We start from the raw sequence: 23,049 nt of genomic DNA on the forward strand, positions 1-23,049 counted from the left end.
CATAAAAATTTTGCCCCAAATATCATGGAAACTGAGAACTTTTCTTCTCATGGTTTTCCATGATATTTGGGGTTTGACAAAATATTTACACACACAGAAATACCTATGTATTTAATCACTTCCAATAAAGACTTCTTTTATTCCGAGACTTTAGATGCAACATATTTAGTTCCTTTGATTTTATAAACTTTTATTGATTTTGAACACTATAGGAAGGACTTTAGCCTTACTACCAGTAGCCTCAAAAACAATTTTACTATCCAGTGACTCAATCGTAGATTCGCTAAAATTAACACGCTCTTCACCAAATACTTGAGAAATTCGCTCACTTAGTGATCCCTTAGCAGTATTTAGTCTTTGAAGTATATCCACACTAACCAATTCTGAACGAGACACCAAAATACAAAATTCCTCTGCTTTTGTTATACTACCTGGCTGGTCAACCGTTATCACAAACGACGCATCTTCAGATGGCAGCGTTAAATCACCAATCGTTGGGGTTATATCGTACTCAACACCTGTACTTTTTGAATTTTTGGCTAATTTTGGATAGAGTTGTTCTGCCCCTTCTGGATTTAATACAATAAAATAAGTAAAAGCCGAATTGGATACTTTTATCTTGAATTTAGTGCCAATAGAATACGATTGAGCAGAAACCCAATTCTTATCTAAAAATTGGACTGGAGAATCTTTATCGTTTATAACCTCTGTGCCCTTACCTTGTGATTGCTTGAATAGTATAGGAACTTGTTTGCCATCTGAGTTTTGTACAAATTCTATGCTGCCTACCATTTCGCTCAGTATTGACTCTGGCAATATAATGCCTTGCTTTGTGACTTGTTCGTTTTGAGAAGCAACTGCTTGGTTAGGATTAGATAAAGACTGAGAATCAATAGAAATATCTAACTCTGCCCATGATTTCAACCGAAGGTTTTTGAAAAAATTAGCATCTATATCCTGAAGTAAAGTATTGAAGTTCTCATTCTTTTTTATTTTCCGTTCTTTAATTACTTCAATAAGCTGATTGAAAATTTTTATACCAACCTGAAGCAGCTCGTCCATTATTAGTTTACTTCCTGCATTCAGTCGTTTATAAACTGGCAAATACGACAGTTCATGCTCTTCCTTTATTCCCTGATATAATGTCATATAATTTCTTGAGGCTTCGTCAGGGTTTTTGAATATGCTTTGCAGTTTATTTTTATCTAACAAAGATTTTTTCACAGTAGCAACAAAAATATCGTACTTTTCATAAACCCCATTGTATGCTGAACGTAACTCATTTCGTTGAACTTCCGTTAAGTGAGGTTTAGAAGCCATTTCTTTAGTTTTATATTCCAATTCATTTTTAAACCTTTCACATTCCTTAAACACTTCTACTTTTTTCAAATTAGCAACAATATCGGCAATATCCGATTGAGCTAATAAAACATTAGGCAACATACAAAATAATGATATTGTAAAATATTTCACAATACTCCTTATAATTAAATTTTTCATTTTGAAATTTTTATTTTAATAATTGGAAAATGAAATCCTATAGGCATAATAGTTCTAACATTTTGACGATGTCCTTCTTTTTGAGTAGCAACAACAATAGCTTCTTTGAGATATAGATCCAGTTCAAAGGTTTCTACATAACCGTCACCATCTCTATCTGGTGCCGAATCATTCACTTTTTTATTCTCAAAAACATCTAAGAAACATTGAGTAAAATACCCATTTTCACATTGTAAACATTCGTAAGACTCTTCTTTTTTAGTCGAAGACCCCACAATCATTTGGGCTTTATCAGAATCTCCCAATGCCCGTACCATACTGGCAATTGCATCTTCTTCTGAAACAATAGCTTTACTGCCAATAGCATCTTTCCGAGCCACAAAACTTCCGCTTTGGCACGCATCCATCAAGCATATATGATTACAATCTAAGGTCTCTAAAATTTCTTTTAAGTCCTTTTCTGTCAACGAAGTCCCTACTTTATCCTTTTCATTGTATCCATAAGTAGTTAATCCTCCCGAAAAACCATGTCCTGAAAAAATAAACACTAATAACCCTGTAGGAGAAATAGTTAAATTTTGTAGTGAATTTCTGATATTCTCGCGGGTAGCTTGTTCATTGAGTAACAGTATCTTTTCTTTTACATTATATATTTCCGTTTGTTCGCCCCAGGCATTGGCTAAATCTTGGGCATCTTTGTGGGCAAATTGAAGGTTCATTTTCGGGTTTTTATATTTTGAAATACCAACTGAAACAATATAAAGATCTATTTTTTTTAATGGTTTTATAATCGTAGTATTAATCGCACTTTTTCTGGTCACAATAAATTCTTTCAAGCTTTTATTACCTTGTATGTCAGTAGCAGTTATAGTAACCTTATTAACCCCCATTTTAAGGCTCAAATTTATCTCAAAAAGATTATCTTCCAATTCTATCAACTTGTTATTGATTATTACTTCTTTTAATTTACTTTCGTCTTGTACTTTACCTACAATAAGAAACTCTGAATTAGAAGTAGATGTATATTTTTCTTTTGGAGTAAAAAGAGAAATAATAGGTGCGGATTTATCTTTAATAACATTGGTAACTATATTTGACTGTTGGGGTGCATTCTGTTGCTGTATTTCTCGCTGGTTTATCCCATTACTTCGATTACTTGATGTATTCACTTTAAATGCATTATTTATATTGTTCGATTTATACTTAAAACTAACAGCAGACTTTCCTCCGTTATATATTATACCATCAAAACTGACACCGTTGCTCCGTTGCTTTTTTATAAAACCTGCAATATCTTCTTCAATCGAATTATTCACCAAACCAGCTGATAAATAAGATTTCCATTTCAAATCACCACCTGACGATGCCATCGTTTCAATCTCAATAAGAGGTTCTGCTAGTATATATACATCTACTCCATCTATGTCTCTTACCCGAGCTACATTTCTATTATGGCTATTTGATGATGTAAGAAATTTAATAGTTATAATACTCTTCCCACCAGAATACAATACCGCATCAAAAACCGACCCCTGTTTACGAGCACGGCGTATAAACTGTAATACTTTATCAGTAATACTTTCATTAAATAGCCCTCCTGTCAGTATAGACTCAGCTTTAATACCCGTTTGTACGCTAGCCACAATTTCGTAGTCACGTATCGGTTCGGATAAAACATATACCTCCACCCCGTCAAGACGCTGTACCCTAGCCAATTTCCTATCTTGCGCCCATATTTGCTCGGTCGTTATAAGGCAAGACAAAAGCAAACCAATGTTAAGAATTTTCATTTTTGAAAGAAGTCAGTTAATCAGGCAGTTATAAGTTCCAGAGTATTGGTTTTACTGTCGAATTCAATCTGTTTTCTCCAAATTTTACTCGACGAAAGCGACTTCGCAATTAGTAAATAAGTACCCGTAGGATATTCTAACTTAAGATACCCTTTCCCTATTTTAGCTTCGGTATTATCATCATTGGGAGGATTATTACTACCCCAATCGCCATAAATAAACCCAGATACAGTATCTTCATTATTGATATAGACGTTGATAATTTCATTGGGGATATTAGTCCAAACAATAAAATTACTCATCAATTGTAGTTCTATCCTTTGGTGCGTATTATCCGTAATAGTCACTTCACCCTCCCAGACAAGCCCTTTAGAGGAGAAGGCGCGGTAGGGATATACCCCTTCTTTTAAATTTTCAACCCTGGGAAATCTTGGATTATTCCATTCGGGTTCAGTAGCTTTTGAGTTCCAGTACTGTTTGATAGTACCAATTTCTTCACCCAAAACCGAAATGCTTATTTCTTCTTTCAACCGCGACCAAAAAGTAACAGTACCTTTGGATTTTGGCCCTATTAACTCCTGCGTATGATGGCCATTTCCTAGAATCATTATTTGCCCTTTCCATATAAGTCCATTAATTGAGACGGCTTTGTATGAATACACTCCTACCGATAATGTCAATCTTAATAATTGACTTTGATTCCATTCAGGCTTACTATCTTCCGCACCCCAATATTTATCAATCGTACCTACTTGTTTATCATCCAGATAGAGTTGAATATCAAGTTCGTTTTTGAGTCTAGTCCAAAAAGTAACTGTTCCAGTTTGAGCAAGAGGGCGAGTAGTCACACCCATTTGACGCCCATACACCGACCCTTGCCCTACTTTACCCAGACAGGCTCTTTTACCCGTTCCACTGCAATAGCCACAACTTCGATAGACTCTTTCAGGCTCATAAACGTACTCATCTCTACCCGTAGAACTATTGTATCTGGATTTCCCTCTATTTTCGGTTTCATATTTACCACCCGAACCACCACAGTTTGAACAGTTTATATAGCCTGAGCCGCCACAAAAGCAATTGGATTCATGCATGGTTTTGAAGAATTTAGATTTAACTGAGGTAGCAATCGCAGGTGCTACCTCACTATTTTTTTAAATTAAAAAACACTTCCTACACATTGAGTAACTTGAGTAGTAGCACATCTGCCACAGGTACCTGACGCAACACACTCAGCCAGCCCACCAGCAAATCGAACGAAAGCTGCGGAAGCGCGTACTACTCTTTCGGGCACCTCGTACCAACTTGAAGTATCTGCAAAAATTGCCCTTATTTTACGGGCCAAACTACCTTTTTTCTTACTTATACAAGATAAAATTTCGTCTTTACAAGCATTCGAACAATCTCTCCTAACTTCACTACTAAGGCATGAAAAAAATTGATTTATAGCAGAAGAAGCACCAACTAATGGCTCCAGAGTATAAGAACTGGATATTTCTGAGTCGATTTCCTCAAGATACATTTCATCTGAAGGGCCTCCTTTCATTTTTATTTCATTGAATTGAAACTTATTATTAGGAGCAGAAATTACTTGATTTACTTTAAAGGTTTTAAATTCTTGATTTAATTTACCTGTTGTAATTTCCACTCTTGTATTATTACCCTGCTTTATATGAGCAACTATGGCCATTTCTCCTTTAGCCGTGTTTTCTACAGCTTGCATATCCACTTCCATCGTTGTTGTTTTACCACCTTTTTCGGTAGATTCAATCGTTATCTGAAACGAATCATCTTCATCATTAGACTCTTTAAATCCTTGCGCAAGAAGGCTTTTCATGGCAAAATCAACGCCACTTACTTTTTTGAACGAGTTTTGCCGCATTTTAAAATCGTTGCCTTTTAAGATTTGGGGAGTTTGTGCAGCAGCGTAGAATGCTACTACAAGGCATAGTGCCGTTGTTAGTAAACTTTTCATTGTAGTAAAATCTAATTATTGTTTAGTGCCTATTATTTAGGGTTTCGGCATTCCCTCTTATTTATCTTGTTACCTGACATATTGGCCTATAAATCTTTAAATTCGTCTTTAACTAGCATTTTCACTTCATCAGACCACTTACAACCAGAAATCTTTTGTACATTTCTTAAATGTTCAATATTATTTTCTGGCGACTTTTTTAAAATTGAAATCATTCCTTCTGCCAGTATTTTGCTTTGTTCATTACACAATGCCTCGGCTACAAATTCAATGGAGAGTGAGGTAACGGCGCGTCCATTGAATGCGTCCAAGATATTTTTCCTAATTAAATGATTAGCGCTTTGTTGATAGATAGCTATCAAAAGTGAATCTTTGTTTTCTAAAAATCGAAGTGCATAAACAGCGCTTGCTTTTACTTCACTTTGTGCTGATTTTAGCCCATCTTCTATTAGAGAAACAAATGTATCAGAACCATAATTACCTAATTCATTGAGTATTTGAATGGTATCACTCATTGAGCGACTTGGAATTCTTTCCACTGCTTCAATCAATTTTAAAATAATTGAATCGGCAAAACTCGTATTCTTATAACACAAGTTTAGTGCACTCGTAAGGGTCAAACCCGCTTGTGATTTAATAAAGTCATCGTTTGATTCAAGTCTTATTTCCAGAAGCCTTCGGCAAATAAATGGGGGTACGTTTTCCGCAATAGCTATTTTTAGCAATATATTTTTCAGGCATTCTTTTTCTTCCGTGCAATCTTTCAAAATTTGCCCAACTACTTTCCATGATGGCTCAGTATCTGCATCAATGAGTGCGTAGCTCAATACCCAAAAAGCCCTGCTTCTTACATCTGTTTGTTTATACTTTTTAAAAATACTATCTGTTTTTTCAGGGTAGAGCACCAAAAATGCCCTAATCTGAGCCAGTATCTCAAAATTTTTAGAAATAGAAGAAGTATCCAGCCCAACCAACTTTTCTATTAATTGCTCCCAAGTCTGTGACTTTAAAACATTTTGGTTTATTAGCTTTTTCCGTTCGTACGCTGTTAAGATTACAGATAGAGTCATTTTTTTCCCTGATACCGATAGGTTTTTATCTGCCTTCTCAATATTTTCAATTAATTTACTATCCTGTATTTGCTCTACTGAACTAAAAGTAGCGTAAAACTTTTGAGTTACATGGGCGATTTTTTGAGAACGTGAAACCTGAAAAAATGAATGGTCCAAACTAATCTCCTGTATTCGATTGTGTTTTGAGTTCGTAACAAAAAAATGATTGTAATAAATGGTTGAATCTGATACTACTTGCCTACTTTGCGGTGTTTCTATCATTGGATACTTATAAAGCGTATCCCCTTTCCAATAATATTGAAATTTTTTATTACCCACAATTTGGTTCTCATTTGTTATCCAAGGCGATGTGCTATCGCCATGTGACCGAACCACTTGTAGTTGACTCCATAACATTCGTACCAAGTTGATATAAATGGGTGATGTATCTGGTGAGAAGACAAAACCTCTGATTTCACTATCGCTTTTGTTTTTCAATACTTTAAATAAATGGTTTTGATTCGCCAAAATGACGTTATAAATACTGGAATCAGCTCTATTATTCTGCTTACCATCAATACGTTGAAAATCTAAACGTACAAGAATATTCAGAATACTATCCCGCTGATTATTCAGCCAAAACTCATTTACAATAAGCTGATATTTATTTTGAGAGAGGTTAGCGAAAGTACCATTCGCCTGAGCAGATACGTTGAAAATACCGTAATTAGACTGAACCTCTTCGTCAAAGCTAATGGTGTATCGCTTATGAGTTATCGAACTGCCTTGGCCCATTCCTTTTTGAAAAGGCAAGATGAACATGAACACCAGAAGGAATAGAAAAAAAAATGTTTTCATATCACCAATCCAATGATTTACTATCATCATCATCAACTAATGTCCTATCCATGTTTAAAAGTGCGCCGTTTGTTTTAACAATAGTATGGCGAACCTCCTTGATTCCCCAACAATTACCTGCCTCCCAAAAGCAATCCCACCAACCGCAAGAGCAGAAAGGATAACTTATAAAGCTGTAAATGCGTCCTTTCATAAGTTCAGAATCGACATTCAGATAGGCTTGATTGTTGAGTACTAAGGCGCCATCCTCACCAAACGAAACGCCAGCATTTCCACCAAAGGTTATATTGCTTGCGATCATATCCAGTTTTCCACCTACACCTACGTCAAAAACTCGATTGAAAGGAAATGGAATCGCTCCTGCTTCCATGGTAATAGCGTTTGAAATACGCGGGCCTATGTGTCCTCGTACACCAGATCTATCTACGGTTACATCCACCATGCCACCCACTTCGCTCCCTATATAAATATCAATGGGTATTAATAAATTAAAACCATATTGATAGACATCCATCCCGCCCACTACTTTATTTAATGGGTATGTTTCGGATTTGTTAAATGAAATAGAGTTGCCATTTACTTCTTTATCCTCATTAATCAGAATTTTATCTAAAAGTTTTACCACCACTTTTCCGCTTAGTTTCTTAGTCTTATTAGAGCGAGAGGTGAAATCGGCATCAAATGAATAAAGGCTGATATACCCATCCATCAAGAGGTTGGCTACTAAATTTATTTCGGAAATTTTTAGCTGAGCCTTTGTATGCAACCCCATCGAAAATTCAGAATTCGTATTTTTTATCGCTTCCAACGGGTCGGTAGCGTCTCCGTCAAAGGGTTCTGCTTTCCCTTTCAAACTATAGGAAGCTGTCATCTTTACACCCCCAAAGTTTGGAATTGATACTTCCCAAGGTTTAAAATTTTGCTCACGTGAGAAGTTTTCTACAAGCGGGGTCTTTTTTACTTTTTTGTAGGTGTTAAGCGCAACAAATCGAGGTTGTTTAAAACTGCCGACAAATTTATTTTTTGAAGACGACTTAAATTCTTGAATTTTTTGAGGAGTAGCTTTCAACAGTGAAATTACTTTGAAATTTGTATTGGGTATTTGAATTTCTTCAGCAAAAGCTAATTTTAGCTGTGGCAGTGTTTTTTTTACTCCCATCGCCGGATAATTAGGATCTAGCTTCACAACAGGCTCCAATTTCTGCTCTGCTAACTGTGTCATTTTATCCATCGTACGAGTTGAGTACCCAATTTCGTTAAGGTTTTGCTCAAAGGCATTCATCGCCTCTACATATTGTTTGAATGATGATTGTTTGCCATTGGGTAGCTTAACTACCTGATTTATATCCACTTTTTTATTGGGAGGAGGCGTATTTATATCAAATGGTCGAAAGGTAATTTTGGGTTTTACATCAATAATAAATTTATCTTTCGTAACCTGTTTTTTTTGAGCTAACCCTGAATGGCTGCTTATCAAAAAACCCAAAAGTGTCACAATGCTCAGTAGTTCAATTCGTTTTTTCATTGTGTTTTAAGTTAATTTTATACATAAGTTTCAGGGCTTTGGCATTCCCGTTTTAGTTATCTTCAAGTGTTCTGACGGAATACTTATCTAATTGAAATGTGCGTTTTTTTACGTTTTTAACATTGGGTCCAGTCTTTATTTGTTGATAATATTCCTGTTTTTTGAGTAGTGTTTTATCATGTACCTTCGCTTTAAACAACCTTAATTTTGAGGAAGCTACGGCCGCTTTCTCTTTGTTAGCTCTATATTTTAGGTCATAAGCTTGCGCCTGACGCAGCTCCTCTTCTGCTACCCGTCTATACACTACTAAGTCGAAAGCCCGCTTTAATTGCCATTCAGCTCTTATCTGAGTCAGCACTGCTGAGAGTTTATCAAAAATGAATGGCTGGTACATTTTTCGCTGCCCTTCTACATTTGGATGAAAAGCCCCACGTTCATCTCCCTGTTCATAGATTGATTGAGGGAGTGTATTAAAATAGCCGTCACAGTTGCAAATACCATAAAAAGAAGAACTACGATAAGGACCATCTACGTACTCCCACTTCAATTCCGCAGCAGATGTTTTAATCTGATTATTGAGCGGAATCAATACTTTATTTCTTGCGTAAATATATTCTGCTTTCTCCCCAAATGGGGTTTCAGAACCGCAAGCATCAAGCGTAAAATCACCGCAGGCTAGTCCATTTGCGCCATTTAGTGGATTAGGGTATTCGGTTATCAGAATTTTGCTCGAAATGAAATTACTTCGGATATAATTATTCAATTGGCGATAGGCTTCTGGAAGATAAACCTTAATAGCATCATCTATGTCGTCTTTGATTTCTTCGTCAGTTGTTAAATCACCAATCGGGAAGTATAGATAATCCTTTATTAAACCCATCAGGCCGATGTCATTACCTCCTACCGACATCACCAAAACATCTAAACGGTCATAGTTATTATCATCAAGCCATTTTTTCAATTTTTCAAATTGTATAGGCACTTCACCATTGACTGTCCTTTGTTTTTTTTCAAATATCTCGTCAATTTCAGCGCCAGAACAAGATACGTGTTTATAGGCCATAGCGACACCTCTATTGCGGTCTTTTAATTGTTTAACGGCTTTTACCTGTCCGCTATTGGCGGAGCGATGACAGGCGTCATTGGTCCAGTAATCACCCTCCATAGGTGCTCCTTCGCCGCTACCATACGAATCTCCAATCAAACCAATAGTAAGTTTTTGTGGCATTTTAAATTCGTATATGTCACTAATGACAGGTGTTACCACCAAGGCCGTACGCAGTGATACCCTCGTAAAAACCGTTTTACCCGATTTGATAGAAATTGAATTTTTATCTTGACGATTTGGTGTTGGGAAGTCTGTGTGCGGAAAAATAAATTCGTATTCATACTCTCCTAAATCATTTTTTCTGTTAAAACTGGCTACCCCCGCTGCTACATTAGATAAGTTATTGTCAGCGAGTTGGCTCCGTTGTTCAGAATAATAAACTGTAATTGTTAACGCTTCTGGTTTTAAATCACACGCTTTAAAAACAATTTTCATTGTTCTGTCTCCAGGCCCAAAAGGGGTTAACAAATTATTTAACTGGCACTGAGAATAGGACTCAACACAAACCCCAAAAACTATAAATAAGATAAGTAAGGATTTCATACAATTCGTCAATTAAAGATATAAGCTTTTCATGTTTGAAGTTTTATTTTTTCAGACTCAATTATCCCCAACACTGTTAAGTTCATGAATCCCATGTTCATATACCCTTTGCCGTCTTAGGCTTTCAATCTGTTGCTGTTCACTCTGTTGTGCGTTATAGTTTCGTTGGTTCTGTAAATCTATTGCTATTAATTGCTTTCTCTCTGCCAGTGACGCAGTAGCTTCCCTAAATCGAATCCCATTAAAAAGCGCATTTATAGTTTGCTGTGAAATAGCTGGTGCGCCCATAATCCATCGCATAATCGAAAGTCCACCGCCATTCGGGGAGGTATTATAGGCCATATTCAGAGTCATGCCATTTTCGCTGATTGAAGCAAAAATTCCATTTTCAACTCTGGTGAAAGTGGTTCCTGCCGATTGCAAATTCTGAACAATGGTATTCAAATCCTCGTCAGTAGGCATTACAATAATAAGGTCATTGCGAGAACCGCTTCGGGCATCTACAAAAGCATAACTGTTTTTAGAAGCACCTGGCACCATCTTTAAATCAGCTAATAAGGGGATACTTACACCGAATGGGTCATTCACAATTGTATTGGGATCATAATCCTGTGAAGCCGAAGTACTTCTTTGGGTATAGTCTCCATTGCCAACCTCATTCAGTTTATTAACTCCCTCTCTAAAGCGTTGTTGGGCAAGGTTGCTGGCCTGAATCTGCTCAATAAACGCATTTTTTTGTTGGTGTGTTTTGTATTCTTCATAGGCGAACATCGCCAAACCAACAAGTACGAGTACTCCTAAAAATTTGATATTACCGTTCATGACATTTTTTCATTTATACTTAAAACTAATCGCTGACTTGCCCCCTGAATAAATCAAACCTTCCATGTTTACACCGTTGGTACGCATTTTTTTAATGAACCCCGCCATATCTTCTTCGATGGAATTGTTGACCAACCCACCTGTTAGATAGGACTTCCATTTGAGACTCCCCCCTGATGATATAATAGTTTCATAGTCTTTAAGCGGTTCCGCTAATACATATACGTCCACGCCTTCTAACTGTCTCGCCCGCGCTATCCCTCTCGTCTTTTCAGATGACTTGTCAGTAAATCGAATGGTTACAAGACTCTTCCCTCCCGAATAAAGCACCGCATCAAAAGTAGCCCCTTGCTTACGCGCTCGACGGATATACTGAAGCACTTTGTCCGTAATACTTTCATTGAACAATCCTCCCGTCAGTATTGACTCCGCCTTTACGCCCGTTGTCACGCTCGTCATGGTTTCATATTCCCGCACGGGTTCGGCGAGAATATAAACTTCCACCCCATCAAGGCGCTGGACGCGAGCAAGGTTTTTGTCTTTTTGCGCAAATAGCTGACTGCTAGTGAGTAGCAGCAGAAAAAACAGATTGAACTTTTTCATAATACTGATATATTGTATCTTTTACCCAAACAACAAACCCACCACCGCCACTACTACCGCCACCAGCGACAGTAAAATCACCAAGTGCCAGCGCCAGCGTTGTTGTTTAGGATTCATATAACAAAGGTCGCTCTCAAAAGGCTGCTGCGCCTCCCCTGATTAGGGTATATTGAACACGTAGAAATACGCATTCTATCCGACTAAAACGGTACGTCTAACTTCACCGTTGTTCCCTCCCCCACCACCGACCGTATGTCAAGTGTAGCGTTCAGCAATTGAGCACGGGTATGTAGATTAGCTAAACCATTGCCCGAGGCCGTAGTCTCAGACCTGTCAAAACCCCGCCCGTCATCGGCGTAGTGGATTGTCAGACCGTGAGAATTTCGTTCTAATCTGAGCGTAATTACCTTCGCTTGCGCGTGTTTGAGGGCATTTTGGAAAAGTTCTTGCACAATGCGGTACAAATTCACCTGCATTTCTTCGGACAGGTTTTCAGGAAAATCTTCCGAGAAGACTTTCACCTCTACTTTGCCCGTTTGATGAATAATAATGGCTAGCTCTTGCACGGCTTTGACCAAGCCCAATCGCGCCAAACTCCGCGGGCTCATGGCGTGAATCAACTGCCGTAGGTCATCAATCGACTCTTTTAATAAGTATTCGGTTTGGGTTTTAATAGGCTGCGATGCCGGGTCATCGAGGAGGCCAAGCACCATTTTTATCGCTGACAAATTAGCCCCAAGGCCATCGTGCAGGTCTTGCCCAAAGCGACGGCGCTCGGCTTCTTGGGTCTGCACCATCAAGGCTATTTCTTTTCGTTGCTGCTGCCGAACCACATAGATTCTGTATCGGTAAAAACCGTAAAAACCCGCTGCCAACAACAAAAGCATGGCAAACCTAAACCCAATTGTTTCCCAAAATTGGGGGGCTATTTCGATGGTTAAAGTCGTAGGCACAGGATTCCAGACGCCATCGCTGTTGGCTGCTTTTACTTCAAAGGTGTATTTTCCTGCGGGTACTTGCACAAATTGCGCCGTGGTATGCTGGTTGGCCTGAATCCAAGTAGTATCAAGACCTTTCAAGCGATATTGATAGGTATTTTGGCCATTGCTTACGTAGTCTATTGCACCATAATCTATTGAAAATGAACCTTGATGGTACTTTAAAGAGAGCCGACGTTTCTGGTCGAGGTAAATGGCAGTTGATTTATCGCCCGCAAAACGCACTTTCCAAAGCCTCACTGTAGGTGTCTCTTTGTTAGGCTGAATTTGCAAAGGGTCAAAGTAATTAAAACCATTGGCTCCCCCAAAATACATCTGCCCCGTAGAGGTCATCAAATACGCATTTCGATTGTATTCATCTCCTTGCAGACCGTCGGTGGACTTCAAATTTAAAAAGGTATTTTTTTGATGATCAAACCTCAAAATACCCCGATTTGTACTGAGCCACAAATAGCCATTGGAGTCTGCCAATATCCCATAAACGTGCGAATTAGCCATGCCGTCTTGTTCATTGTACAATCGCATTTGAAAATTTCGGACAGGGTCCATTCTTACCAAGCCATCAGCACATCCAAGCCACCATTTTTCAGATTGTTCGTATAAAGACAAAACATGACTTTGGGGCAACAAATGACGCTCTTCTTGCCACATTCCATCCTTTAGTTTCCCCAGATGTACGCCTTTATTTTCGACACTAACTAGCAGTTGGCCACTTTTGAGCCGAATGACAAACTCAATGGTTTGGTTTTCAAAGGCTTGTATTTCTTGAAAGCGATGTTTTTGTGTATCAAAGAGATAGGCGCCCGACTCCGTCGCTATCAGCAATTGACTGGGTGAGTATTCGTCAATATGTTTGATAAAATTGGCATTTAGCGCTTTGTCATGTCGATACAGGGCGTTAGGAAAAGTTTGAAAACGTTTGTGTCTTTCCTCAAACTCTACCAATCCGCTGCCCGTACCCAGCCAAATTCGCTGTTTGTGATCTTTGTGAAAACACCAAACCGTTTCGGAAGGCAACGTTGGTAGATACACGTTTTTCTCTATTTCATTTGTTTCGGGATTATAAACGTATAGCCCATGAACGGTAGTTCCTACCCAAATTTTTTGCTTATATTCAACCAAACAACGAATTGAATTGCTCAACAACGCACGGTGTGAATTGTAATTGACCGTCATGAAATTTTTTCCGTCTGGCACCAATTTCAACAAGCCAATTGGCTCAATGTTAATCCAGACAATTCCATCACCGAGTGTAAACAAAAAATAAGCAGGTGTCAAGGGTGGAATGGAAGGTAAGTGGTAGTTGACTTGCTGAAAATGCTCTGTTTTAGGGTCAAACCGAAGCAAACCCGCCGACTGGGTTGCTAGCCATAAGCGCCCATCGGGGGTTTGAATAATATTATGGACATCGTCCAAACGACGCCCATTGGCCTCCACAAATACTTTATATTGCTGGTTAAGCGGGTCAAATCGAATCAGTCCGTTTTGCGTCCCAAACCACAACAGCCCCGAGCTATCCATGATGACCTCAATAAACGTGGTCGGCTTTCCTGTTTTATTATGTGGGTTGTCGCTAAAATAGTAACTTGCTTTTCGGGTAAGTGTATCAAAACACACCACCCCCGTATTGGCTTTGAGCCAAAGTTGACCTTGTTTGTCAAAAAAAATATCGTGCTGATTTACAAAATGGGTAATGTCGAACGAAAACCCCTTAAAAATGGAGGTTTTGGTCTTGGTATTTAGCTGATACTTAACGACGCCTTCGAGTTTCGACCAATACCAAACCTCGTTTTTAGTCGCTAAAAACGGAGTAATGTGGGTCATCTCTTCTTTGCCGTTGGTATTAGTTGCAAAAACTTGGGAAAAATCATTAGACCGACGGTCGTACAAATTCAGTCCATCTTCGGTACCTATCCACAATTTTCCATCGGGCGACTCAACAATTCGATTTACAAAACGCCCACGAATTGACCCTTTTTGGTTTATTTTTTGCCGATACACTTCTACCTGCGAGCCGTTGTAGCGATTTAATCCATCTTGCGTACCCACCCATACGTATCCGCGCGTGTCTTTGTGCATGGCATACACCGACCCCTGCGAAAGCCCCTGCTCAGTGCCCAGTAGGGTGGCTCGGTAATTTTGCGCGTTACCCCACCTCAGACAACCAATCAGGATAAACAATAATAGACTTTTTGTTGTCATTTATTGAAAGGTATCCAGCTTATTATCTCTCACAAATACCATCAACTCCCCTAAGCTGTGGACATTGAGTTTGGAATAAATATTTTTACGATGACTTTCTACCGTGTGCTTACTTAGGTTCATCTCATCCGCAATTGCAGCAGCGTTTTTGCCTTTGGCCAATTCCTTCAAAATCACCTGCTCGCGTTCGGTAAGGTCTTTGAGGGGATGGAAAGTGTTGGATTTGGGCGTAGTGAGTCGGCGCCCGTTGAGCAAGACAGGCATTAGGTCATGGCTAATAAAAATCTCTCCTCTGCTCACGTTGGCAAGAGCATTGAGAAGTTCGTCTTTGCCTGCCGTTTTTAAGCAATAACCCATCACGCCCACCCCCAACATTGTTTTTACCGTATCGTAATCATTCAACATCGAAAGGGCAAGAATTCTCACGGAAGGATAATGCTGTTTTACTTCAATGGCGACTTCTTTCCCCGATTTCCCTGGCAAATCAATGTCTAAAAGCAGGACATCAATGGGCTGTTTTTGGAGAAAAGGCATTACTTCATGGCCATTGTGTACCACCCCCGCGAGTTTATAATCGGTGGCATAGTTAATGATGAAACGGAGTCCATCCACAAACAATCGGTGGTCGTCAGCTATAAAAAGCATATACATCAATGGTTAAAGAAACCTTATAGGTTTGAGTATAATCGAGTGGACAAAATTAAAACCGCATCTTCTAACATCAACCCCCAATACGGGTGGGGGCTAACAACGAATCCTATTTCTCTTTGTTCCAGAAATACAAGGCACTCAAACCCATAATGGCCCAAATGCTGCAATCTATATAGAGTGTTTTGTGCGGCGGCATCTGCCGTACATTGACGTTGTAGGCATATACAATAAGGTCAAAAACGCGACGGACAACAACCAAGATCGTCGGGTAGCCTTGTCAGTAGAACAGTAAGCAATATAACCCAAATAACCGATGGCAAGTTGGTAGCCACCAATAAAGTTCATGGATGAACATTAGTGTTGGTTTTCATAATTTTTACGGTTTAGGAATTGATAAACTGAACAAAGTTTTTGTTAATTAAGAGTTTTATGGGCAAAGAAGCCAATAAATTACTCAGTGGCACGGAGGACACTCCACCCATGATTTTGATTAACTTTATTCCCAATCATGGGCTGAAGTTACGGTCAAGATGACCGTACCACATTGGCGTTCTTCTATGCTAAAAACTTTTCTTGCTTTAACCAATCATAGCAATCTTTGACACAAACATTCAATGGTACTACTTTCAAACCTAACTCTTGTTGGGCTTTTTCGCTTGAAAACTGGTAATCTTTTCTGCTTAGCAAGTCTGCCAATTCGGGAGAAATAAGCGGTGGTTTATTGTTAAAAATAGCTACAAAATCTAAGACTTTCCCCAGAAACTTGTATAAAAAAACGCTGGCAACGGGTGGTGTTTTCTTTCCCAATAATCGGCAAATTTCATCCATAAATACTTTGAAAGATGCATTTTCACCGCCTAAGATGTATTTTTCGCCACTTCGGCCTTTATCTACGGCTGCAATATGCGCCTTTATTACTTCGTCAACATGCACAAAGCAACTTGTGCCCGGGGGGATAAAAGGGGCTTTATCATTTTGAAGCGCAACAAACGCACTTCCCCAAGTGGTACTATCATAAGGGCCTAACACAATGGAAGGGTTCATAACTACTACTTTCATTCCCAAATTTACCCCTTTGAGTGCTTCTTGCTCGCCTGCCCATTTGGTTTTTTCATAGTTACCCCATGCAACATCCCCGCGTTGGGGTGTATCTTCGGTGGTAAGCCCCCGCACATCTCCCCAAGCAGAGATACTCGACGTATGAACAAAGCATTTGGCTTTTTTTGCCACTGCTACTTCCACCATATTGCGCGTACCTGTCACGTTGGTTTCAGTTTGAGCCGCATACTGTTTTTTCCAAGAATTAACGTCGCCCGCTACGTGAAAAACGGCATCTAAACCACTAGGCATTCCTTTTTCGAGCGAGAGTCGGTCTTCCAGCGAGCCTACTACCCAGTTGATGTCTAGGCCTTTAAGATATGTAAGGTCGGATGTGGAACGACGTAGGGCGGTCACTTCCCAACCTTCAGCCACTAATTTATGAAGAAGATTGATACCGATAAAGCCAGTACCACCCGTTACAAATGCTGTTTTTTTCATGTCATAGAAAGGTTATACAGATGATGATTTAGTATTTTCATTGATATGCCAGTGAGTAGCAAATCTTACTTAAGATTTATCTCTCCTTATTACTCTTCAAAGCATAATACACAGCTACCAAGCCCACCAACAACCTAAAACTCATATCTATCCAAACAAAATTATTGGCTGCAATACCTTCCCCAAATACATCGTAACATCCTTTCAAAACGCAACTAATAGCCAAAAAAGCACTAGAAATAAAAATATTACGGGCGTTGCGATTATCTGCATTTCGGAAAAGAAAGGCATTAAGTGCTAATCCGATATTTGTAAGTCCCAAAAACTGTATCGTAGAGATATGGTCTTTGTCAATGTTTTGAACCCCATAGTCTTGCAACGTACCAGCGGCATTAAAAAGCATCATAGACCCACCCAAAAGGGAATAAATAGCAAGAAAAATAAGAAAATAGGAAGCTTTCATTTTGTGTTTTTTAAGTTTATTGAAAAACGATTGTTATGCTATGGACAAACTCCTAAAAGCCTGTCAAACTCAGCATTACAATCTTCCACTGACCGTTTATTTTCTCCAAAATGCGCAACGAACGTTGTTTTTGTCCCACAGTTCCGTCGGCTTTTTTATCTTCTTGGGTATAAGTAGCCCAGGCCAAATTACCTGAAATGTGCGATTCATAATCACTCACTACTGTATTAAGACCCGTCGGTTTATGGGTTTTGCCAAATTCCTCGTAGCCTTTTTGGAGGGCTTGGCCTTTCAAATAGGGCGTATTGGCCAGTTTTCTGAGTTTTTCGTCTTGCCTTTCTATATAAGGAGTAGTAGCCCAGTTTGATCTCCATACGGCTAGATTGGCTTCGTGATAGGCTTTGGTTTCGGCATCAATCACCTGCCGAACGGCAGCTTCTTCTTCGGCTGCTGGCGAGGCTATGTCGGTTTGTTGCGAACTTACAAACATCCACTTGCCATTGCGCCGCTGAAAAACATAGGTAGCCGCTACTTGCTTGCTACGCTTGATACCGTCTTTATCTAAACGCACGGTTTTGTGGATACCCGTTTCAACGGCCAAGTCACCCGATTGAAAAATAAGGGGTTGGAGCGTCTCGGACGAAATAATGTTTTGCTTGTCGCTTTTCAAAACCATTTCTTTGGTCAGATAGCTGCCCTGCACGGTTGCATATCTGAAATCATCAGAAAGGCGATTGGCATAAAAGGCTTTGGAATCAGTCTTGTATTCATTCTCTATTTTTTGCTGCATTTGGGTCGTAAGCGTGTTGTCTTCGCCGCCCGTTTGATAATCTATTTTGGTGTGGTGTAAGTCGGTCAGCGTCCAGTTGTTGTTTTTCCATTCAAAGGTATAGGTAAAGGCATCTTTCCATGTCATTTTTTGGCCATTGGGAAGTACTAAAGCATGGTTTCTAATGCCCGATACCACGCCCAAACTCCCCGATTGTTTTACGCGCAGGTCGCTCATTTGGGTCTCGCTTTTGGCAGTGGGACGAGATTTGAGCAAAGCAAGCGTTGTAGCTTTATCGTAAAACTGTCCACTATGCCCCGCCACAAAGCGCAGCTTATCGTCCATTTGTTGAATGGCCTCCATCGAATTTTTGTCATAATCAGCTAACCCTTTTTCAAAGGCAGCTTTTAGGTCAGTTTGAGCGTAGATGCTTCCTGTCGTCAGCATGACAAAAGTAAAAATTAGCTTTTTCATTGTAGGGATCATTGGTTTATGGTTTAAGAAATTCAATTGTCTCTTATGGATTCTCAATCAAACCTTGGCGGATGGCTTCCTTTATTAATCCAACTACCGACTTGGCTCCCATCTTTTGCAGCAGATTGTGGCGATGGGTTTCGATGGTCGGAATGCTCACTTTCAGCAGATTAGCAATCTGCTCGGTGGTCAGTTCTTGGCTGATGAGTTGTAGCACTTCTATTTCGCGTTTGGTGAGCATACGTTTTTGATTGATGCTACAAAGTTGGCCGCTTATTATTTCTCCATTTATCAGGGCATACCACGATTTTATCTCATGGTAAACCATGATTTTGAGACCATTGCATGGCTAATTATTTGAAAAATGATGGATTAAATAGATATTGGCATCATTAACCTCTTCTCTATGAAAAGAACACTCGCTCTTGTGGTACTTGTGATTTTTAGCACAGTTGCTTGGACTCAGTCGGTACAAGATGATTTACGAAAAATTGCCGAGTTTCGCCGAATGTCGCCTTCTTTTCAAAAGGATACACTCCTGATAGGTACGCAAATCAACCTCGCTACTACCTATAATCGCCTCCAGAAAATGGACTCTGTTCGCTATTGGTTGTGGGAAAGTGAAAAAATGCTTTCTAAAACCAAATGGCAGCGGGGATGGGGCTTTTTTTATCGAGCACGTGGTCAGTATTACGTATTTACCCTCAAAAAAGATTCTTCCGTCGCCGACTTCATCAAGTCAATAGCGATTTGGGAAAAAGAAAAGAACTGGCGGCAAGCGGGCATCGCCAGTGCGCGCCTCGGAAATGCTTTATTGATGGATTTACAGTTTGACAAAAGCCTTTTTTACCTCAACCAAGCACTCAAAACGTTTGAAGAACACAACGACTATTTTAGCCAAGCCAATACACTCAATTACCTAAGCAATGTGTATCGAAGTATGAACAATTATACCAAAGCATTGGAAATACATCGTAGGGTAATGCAACTGGTTGGGAAGTATAAACTTAACCCTGATCTGATTCAATACAGGCACGTAGCCACTTCTTATTTATTCAACAATATGCTGGATAGCGGGCGTTATTATTTTGCCAAAGAAGGCATTGACATTGACAAAAATCCCGAAAAAATCAATGATAATTTTACCTACAATCGCCTCTCCGAGTTTTTTGACGGGGCTGGTATGCCCGAAAAAGTCGTTAAAATAGCCAACTTGTCGCTACAACTTGCCGAAAAAAATAAATCAGTAGCTTATGCCCGCACTGCCCATGAAATGCTCCACAAAAGCTATCAAAATTTAAAAAATTATGAACAAGCGTTGTACCATTATGGCAGGGCGCAACAAATTAATGACTCCTTGGAAAAAGCCGAGGTGAGTCTCAAGCTCTCTCAGTTGGAAATGCAATACCAAACTCAGAAAAAAGAGACTCAAATAGAACGTCAAAGAGCCGAATTGGCTATCAGTAAACAAACTCTTTTGCTTAATGAATCAAAAATGAGTTTTCTAAACAAAGACCTTTTGCTTCAACAAGCACTCGTAGCCCAGCAAAACGCTGATAAAAAACGAAAAGAAGCCGAGTTTAAAATCGCCAATCAACAACAAAAAGTAGCGATGGAACAATTGACTCAGCAAAATGAGCTGACTTCCCAGCGACAAACTCGTAATTTGCTATTGGCCAGTATTGCATTTTTAATGACACTTGCAGGCGTACTTTTTTATCATAATCAGAGCCTTAAAAGAAAAAACAAGGAAATATCAGCATCGGTTTTAAAAGGCCAAACCATCGAGCGCAAGCGCGTAGCGGCCGACCTCCACGATAGCCTCGGCAGTACGATGTCGTCGCTGATTTATACCGTCAATGCCATTGATACCAACAATCTTGACAACGACGAGAAAAACGTCTATCTACACCTCAAACAAATGCTCGATACCGCCTACAACGAAATCAGGCTCCTCTCCCACAACCTGTTGCCCGAAGAATTTGAAAAACAGGGATTGGCCGAAGCACTCAAGCATTTTGTCCGAAAAATAAACCAAACCAAAACCATTCAGTTTGACCTATCCATCGACCCGCAGTTGGGACGACTCTCGCCCCAAGTAGAGTTTGAACTCTACAGCATCTGCCTCGAACTCATCAACAACATCTTAAAACACGCAAAAGCCACCCAAGCCCAAATTAATTTATCAGCCCCCGCCCGCACGGCGGACCGTCCCAATGGGGAGTTAAAATTGATTGTTTCCGACAACGGTATCGGCTTTTTCAGTAATGAAAGCGACGGAAAAGGTATAAAAAACGTCAAAGCCCGCGTGGAAAGCCTCAATGGTACTTGGAAAGTCAAAAGCATTGAAAATCATGGAATTACGAATATCATTTCGATTCCTTCTTAATAAATTTCGCAATGAAAAAATACATATACTATTCACTAATATTATTTTTTTTATTTGCCAGTAAAGTTTGTGGACAAACCCTGTTCATAGAAGAATTGGCAAAGGCAAAGAAGTTACCTTCAGGTGCCAAAAAAGATAGTATTATTGTTGAGTATTTATATCAAATTATTCAAATACCCTCAGAAGATGTTTCTAAATGGAGAGATTCACTAATTATTTTTTCAATTAATAACAACAATAGAATTGCCCATTTACTCAATAATATCAGAGAATCAGATAATATTATTAATGGAATAAATAAAAAAAATGGCTCCAACAACCTTCTACAAATAGCCAAAGAATTGGAAAGTAAAAAGTATTATGCCTATTCCTCTTATTCATATTTAAAAATAGGTGCAATATATCACTATGTTTTACCCGATAGAAATGAAAAGTACAAAGCCTTTATATACTATAAAAAAGCTTTAGAATTAGCCTTATTATCAAAGTCAGAACTTGACATTACTCGTGTATATGATTACATAGGTGAATGTCATTTAGCTTTAAAAAATTACCCTAAAGCTATTGAATATTTAAAAATTGCTGAAACAAGGCAGTTAAATTATAATATCAAATATATCTTACCAACGATTTATGCAAGTTTAGCTGCCTGTTATTTAGGCTTAAATAATATAGAGTTAGCAGAAAAATACAATTCAAAAATAAACCCTATACTTAATGACGAGAAATACAATATTTCCGCTGGTTATCAAGCATATATCAAGCACATATATTTAAGCAAAATTTCTGAATACTATTATTTAAAAAAAATGCACCAAAACTCAATTAATCGCTGTATAGATGGATTAAAAATGATAGATATATTTATGAAGATTTATGGTTATCGTAATGATTTTGAAACATACAAATTAAGTTAGAGGATGTTTAAAAATTAAAATAGGTACCGGAGCATTTACTTTTGAGTGACCAAACTTAAAGCAAAATGCAAACCCATTTTAAAGAGTTATCCGATACCTGCTGGCAAATTATTGAAGAAAACTTAAAAGACCGACGAAAACGGAAACATAATTTACGAGATGTAGTCAATGGCATTTTAGAAATACTTCGAACCGGCAGCCAATGGCGAAATCTGAATCATCCCCGAGTGGGATGGCAATCTATCTATTATTATTTCAGAAAGTGGAAGTTAGACGGCACTTTGGAAAGGTTAAATAGTGAATTAAATAAAAAAGAAAGAAAAAGGCAGGGGAAACACGAGATACCAAGTCTATTGTGTATTGATAGTCAATCCGTTAAGTCTGTTGCTTTTGTTAGCCAAGATAAAGGGATTGATGGTAACAAGCACGTTAATGGACGAAAGAAACATATTATTGTTGATACACTTGGCTTAGTGTGGGGAGTGGTCGTACATGCAGCTGACATTCACGATGGAGTAAAAGCACATCTATTGGTTGAACATTGTTTAGGCTACTTGAATCGGATGCAAAAAATTCTGGTGGATGAGGCTTATAAGAAGGTGTTTTATGAGTGGGTACAAGACCATATTATAGATTTGGAAATAGAGTTTGCGTCCAAACCTCCTTCACAGAAAGGCTTTGTTCCGGTTAAATGGAGATGGGTAAATGAGCGTACATTTGGATGGCTGAATTTTTTTCGAAGGCACTCAAAAGACTATGAAAAAACGGCTGCAAGTACTGAAGCCTGGGTTTTATGGGCGAACTGCCAAATAATCTTAAATAGATTGTAAAATGCTCAACAGATAATTTTTAAACATACTCTTACTTGGAA

The 23,049-nt window shown here is 38.9% G+C and carries 18 protein-coding genes; 3 read left to right on the top strand and 15 right to left on the bottom strand.

The window, feature by feature from the left end; genetic code table 11:
• Positions 1 to 180: 180 nt before the first annotated feature.
• The 15 genes from AC23N5_RS14580 to AC23N5_RS14650 all read right to left on the bottom strand — a co-directional run bounded on the left by AC23N5_RS14580 (position 181) and on the right by AC23N5_RS14650 (position 19,200).
• Positions 181 to 1,500: a hypothetical protein gene (locus tag AC23N5_RS14580; RefSeq protein ID WP_487756159.1), complete on the bottom strand. Its 1,320-nt coding sequence runs from the start codon at positions 1,498 to 1,500 to the stop codon at positions 181 to 183.
• On the bottom strand, positions 1,497 to 3,290 hold the full coding sequence (locus tag AC23N5_RS14585; protein WP_487756160.1) for a caspase family protein: 1,794 nt from the start codon (positions 3,288 to 3,290) through the stop codon (positions 1,497 to 1,499). The genes AC23N5_RS14580 and AC23N5_RS14585 overlap by 4 nt, the downstream gene beginning before the upstream one ends.
• Positions 3,291 to 3,310: 20 nt before the next feature.
• Positions 3,311 to 4,384, bottom strand: a complete 1,074-nt coding sequence (locus AC23N5_RS14590; RefSeq protein ID WP_487756161.1) for a hypothetical protein — start codon at positions 4,382 to 4,384, stop codon at positions 3,311 to 3,313.
• A 65-nt stretch (positions 4,385 to 4,449) separates the two neighbouring features.
• Entirely contained in the window at positions 4,450 to 5,265 is an 816-nt protein-coding gene (locus AC23N5_RS14595; RefSeq protein WP_487756162.1) for a hypothetical protein, read from the bottom strand.
• Positions 5,266 to 5,351: 86 nt separating this feature from the next.
• Positions 5,352 to 7,175: a hypothetical protein gene (locus AC23N5_RS14600; RefSeq protein ID WP_487756163.1), complete on the bottom strand. Its 1,824-nt coding sequence runs from the start codon at positions 7,173 to 7,175 to the stop codon at positions 5,352 to 5,354.
• Between the two features lies 1 nt (position 7,176).
• On the bottom strand, positions 7,177 to 8,700 hold the full coding sequence (locus AC23N5_RS14605) for a hypothetical protein (protein WP_487756164.1): 1,524 nt from the start codon (positions 8,698 to 8,700) through the stop codon (positions 7,177 to 7,179).
• A gap of 52 nt (positions 8,701 to 8,752) precedes the next feature.
• Positions 8,753 to 10,351, bottom strand: a complete 1,599-nt coding sequence (locus tag AC23N5_RS14610; protein ID WP_487756165.1) for a GDSL-type esterase/lipase family protein — start codon at positions 10,349 to 10,351, stop codon at positions 8,753 to 8,755.
• A 57-nt stretch (positions 10,352 to 10,408) separates the two neighbouring features.
• Complete coding sequence (locus AC23N5_RS14615) at positions 10,409 to 11,173, bottom strand: hypothetical protein (RefSeq protein ID WP_487756166.1); 765 nt, start codon at positions 11,171 to 11,173, stop codon at positions 10,409 to 10,411.
• Between the two features lie 9 nt (positions 11,174 to 11,182).
• Positions 11,183 to 11,776, bottom strand: a complete 594-nt coding sequence (locus AC23N5_RS14620; protein WP_487756167.1) for a hypothetical protein — start codon at positions 11,774 to 11,776, stop codon at positions 11,183 to 11,185.
• Between the two features lie 200 nt (positions 11,777 to 11,976).
• The gene (locus AC23N5_RS14625; protein ID WP_487756168.1) at positions 11,977 to 14,976 is read right to left on the bottom strand and encodes a ligand-binding sensor domain-containing protein; all 3,000 of its coding nucleotides are present in this window, start codon (positions 14,974 to 14,976) and stop codon (positions 11,977 to 11,979) included.
• Positions 14,977 to 15,621: a response regulator gene (locus AC23N5_RS14630; RefSeq protein ID WP_487756169.1), complete on the bottom strand. Its 645-nt coding sequence runs from the start codon at positions 15,619 to 15,621 to the stop codon at positions 14,977 to 14,979.
• Between the two features lie 561 nt (positions 15,622 to 16,182).
• The gene (locus tag AC23N5_RS14635) at positions 16,183 to 17,166 is read right to left on the bottom strand and encodes an SDR family oxidoreductase (RefSeq protein ID WP_487756170.1); all 984 of its coding nucleotides are present in this window, start codon (positions 17,164 to 17,166) and stop codon (positions 16,183 to 16,185) included.
• Between the two features lie 76 nt (positions 17,167 to 17,242).
• A complete protein-coding gene (locus AC23N5_RS14640) occupies positions 17,243 to 17,629 on the bottom strand; it encodes a hypothetical protein (protein ID WP_487756171.1) in 387 nt (128 codons plus the stop codon).
• Positions 17,630 to 17,681: 52 nt separating this feature from the next.
• Positions 17,682 to 18,872, bottom strand: coding sequence for a nuclear transport factor 2 family protein (locus AC23N5_RS14645; RefSeq protein ID WP_487756172.1), 1,191 nt, complete (start codon positions 18,870 to 18,872; stop codon positions 17,682 to 17,684).
• Between the two features lie 43 nt (positions 18,873 to 18,915).
• On the bottom strand, positions 18,916 to 19,200 hold the full coding sequence (locus AC23N5_RS14650) for a response regulator transcription factor (protein WP_229601474.1): 285 nt from the start codon (positions 19,198 to 19,200) through the stop codon (positions 18,916 to 18,918).
• A gap of 78 nt (positions 19,201 to 19,278) precedes the next feature.
• Here AC23N5_RS14650 and AC23N5_RS14655 point away from each other — a divergent pair, with 78 nt between their 5' ends.
• From AC23N5_RS14655 to AC23N5_RS14665, 3 genes are all read left to right on the top strand, one after another.
• Positions 19,279 to 21,261: a tetratricopeptide repeat-containing sensor histidine kinase gene (locus AC23N5_RS14655; protein ID WP_487756173.1), complete on the top strand. Its 1,983-nt coding sequence runs from the start codon at positions 19,279 to 19,281 to the stop codon at positions 21,259 to 21,261.
• A gap of 11 nt (positions 21,262 to 21,272) precedes the next feature.
• On the top strand, positions 21,273 to 22,178 hold the full coding sequence (locus AC23N5_RS14660; RefSeq protein WP_487756174.1) for a hypothetical protein: 906 nt from the start codon (positions 21,273 to 21,275) through the stop codon (positions 22,176 to 22,178).
• Positions 22,179 to 22,243: 65 nt separating this feature from the next.
• Complete coding sequence (locus tag AC23N5_RS14665) at positions 22,244 to 23,008, top strand: IS5 family transposase (RefSeq protein WP_487756175.1); 765 nt, start codon at positions 22,244 to 22,246, stop codon at positions 23,006 to 23,008.
• Positions 23,009 to 23,049: the final 41 nt, after the last annotated feature.

It is taken from the genome of Runella sp. R5_40 (genome assembly GCF_057652295.1).

What these genes read in the sequence shown, in the direction of transcription:
- AC23N5_RS14580 (WP_487756159.1), bottom strand. Translation starts at nt 1,500, where the DNA reads ATGAAAAATTTAATTATAAGGAGTATTGTGAAATATTTTACAATATCA.
- AC23N5_RS14585 (WP_487756160.1), bottom strand. Translation starts at nt 3,290, where the DNA reads ATGAAAATTCTTAACATTGGTTTGCTTTTGTCTTGCCTTATAACGACC.
- AC23N5_RS14590 (WP_487756161.1), bottom strand. Translation starts at nt 4,384, where the DNA reads ATGCATGAATCCAATTGCTTTTGTGGCGGCTCAGGCTATATAAACTGT.
- AC23N5_RS14595 (WP_487756162.1), bottom strand. Translation starts at nt 5,265, where the DNA reads ATGAAAAGTTTACTAACAACGGCACTATGCCTTGTAGTAGCATTCTAC.
- AC23N5_RS14600 (WP_487756163.1), bottom strand. Translation starts at nt 7,175, where the DNA reads ATGAAAACATTTTTTTTTCTATTCCTTCTGGTGTTCATGTTCATCTTG.
- AC23N5_RS14605 (WP_487756164.1), bottom strand. Translation starts at nt 8,700, where the DNA reads ATGAAAAAACGAATTGAACTACTGAGCATTGTGACACTTTTGGGTTTT.
- AC23N5_RS14610 (WP_487756165.1), bottom strand. Translation starts at nt 10,351, where the DNA reads ATGAAATCCTTACTTATCTTATTTATAGTTTTTGGGGTTTGTGTTGAG.
- AC23N5_RS14615 (WP_487756166.1), bottom strand. Translation starts at nt 11,173, where the DNA reads ATGAACGGTAATATCAAATTTTTAGGAGTACTCGTACTTGTTGGTTTG.
- AC23N5_RS14620 (WP_487756167.1), bottom strand. Translation starts at nt 11,776, where the DNA reads ATGAAAAAGTTCAATCTGTTTTTTCTGCTGCTACTCACTAGCAGTCAG.
- AC23N5_RS14625 (WP_487756168.1), bottom strand. Translation starts at nt 14,976, where the DNA reads ATGACAACAAAAAGTCTATTATTGTTTATCCTGATTGGTTGTCTGAGG.
- AC23N5_RS14630 (WP_487756169.1), bottom strand. Translation starts at nt 15,621, where the DNA reads ATGCTTTTTATAGCTGACGACCACCGATTGTTTGTGGATGGACTCCGT.
- AC23N5_RS14635 (WP_487756170.1), bottom strand. Translation starts at nt 17,166, where the DNA reads ATGAAAAAAACAGCATTTGTAACGGGTGGTACTGGCTTTATCGGTATC.
- AC23N5_RS14640 (WP_487756171.1), bottom strand. Translation starts at nt 17,629, where the DNA reads ATGAAAGCTTCCTATTTTCTTATTTTTCTTGCTATTTATTCCCTTTTG.
- AC23N5_RS14645 (WP_487756172.1), bottom strand. Translation starts at nt 18,872, where the DNA reads ATGAAAAAGCTAATTTTTACTTTTGTCATGCTGACGACAGGAAGCATC.
- AC23N5_RS14650 (WP_229601474.1), bottom strand. Translation starts at nt 19,200, where the DNA reads ATGGTTTACCATGAGATAAAATCGTGGTATGCCCTGATAAATGGAGAA.
- AC23N5_RS14655 (WP_487756173.1), top strand. Translation starts at nt 19,279, where the DNA reads ATGAAAAGAACACTCGCTCTTGTGGTACTTGTGATTTTTAGCACAGTT.
- AC23N5_RS14660 (WP_487756174.1), top strand. Translation starts at nt 21,273, where the DNA reads ATGAAAAAATACATATACTATTCACTAATATTATTTTTTTTATTTGCC.
- AC23N5_RS14665 (WP_487756175.1), top strand. Translation starts at nt 22,244, where the DNA reads ATGCAAACCCATTTTAAAGAGTTATCCGATACCTGCTGGCAAATTATT.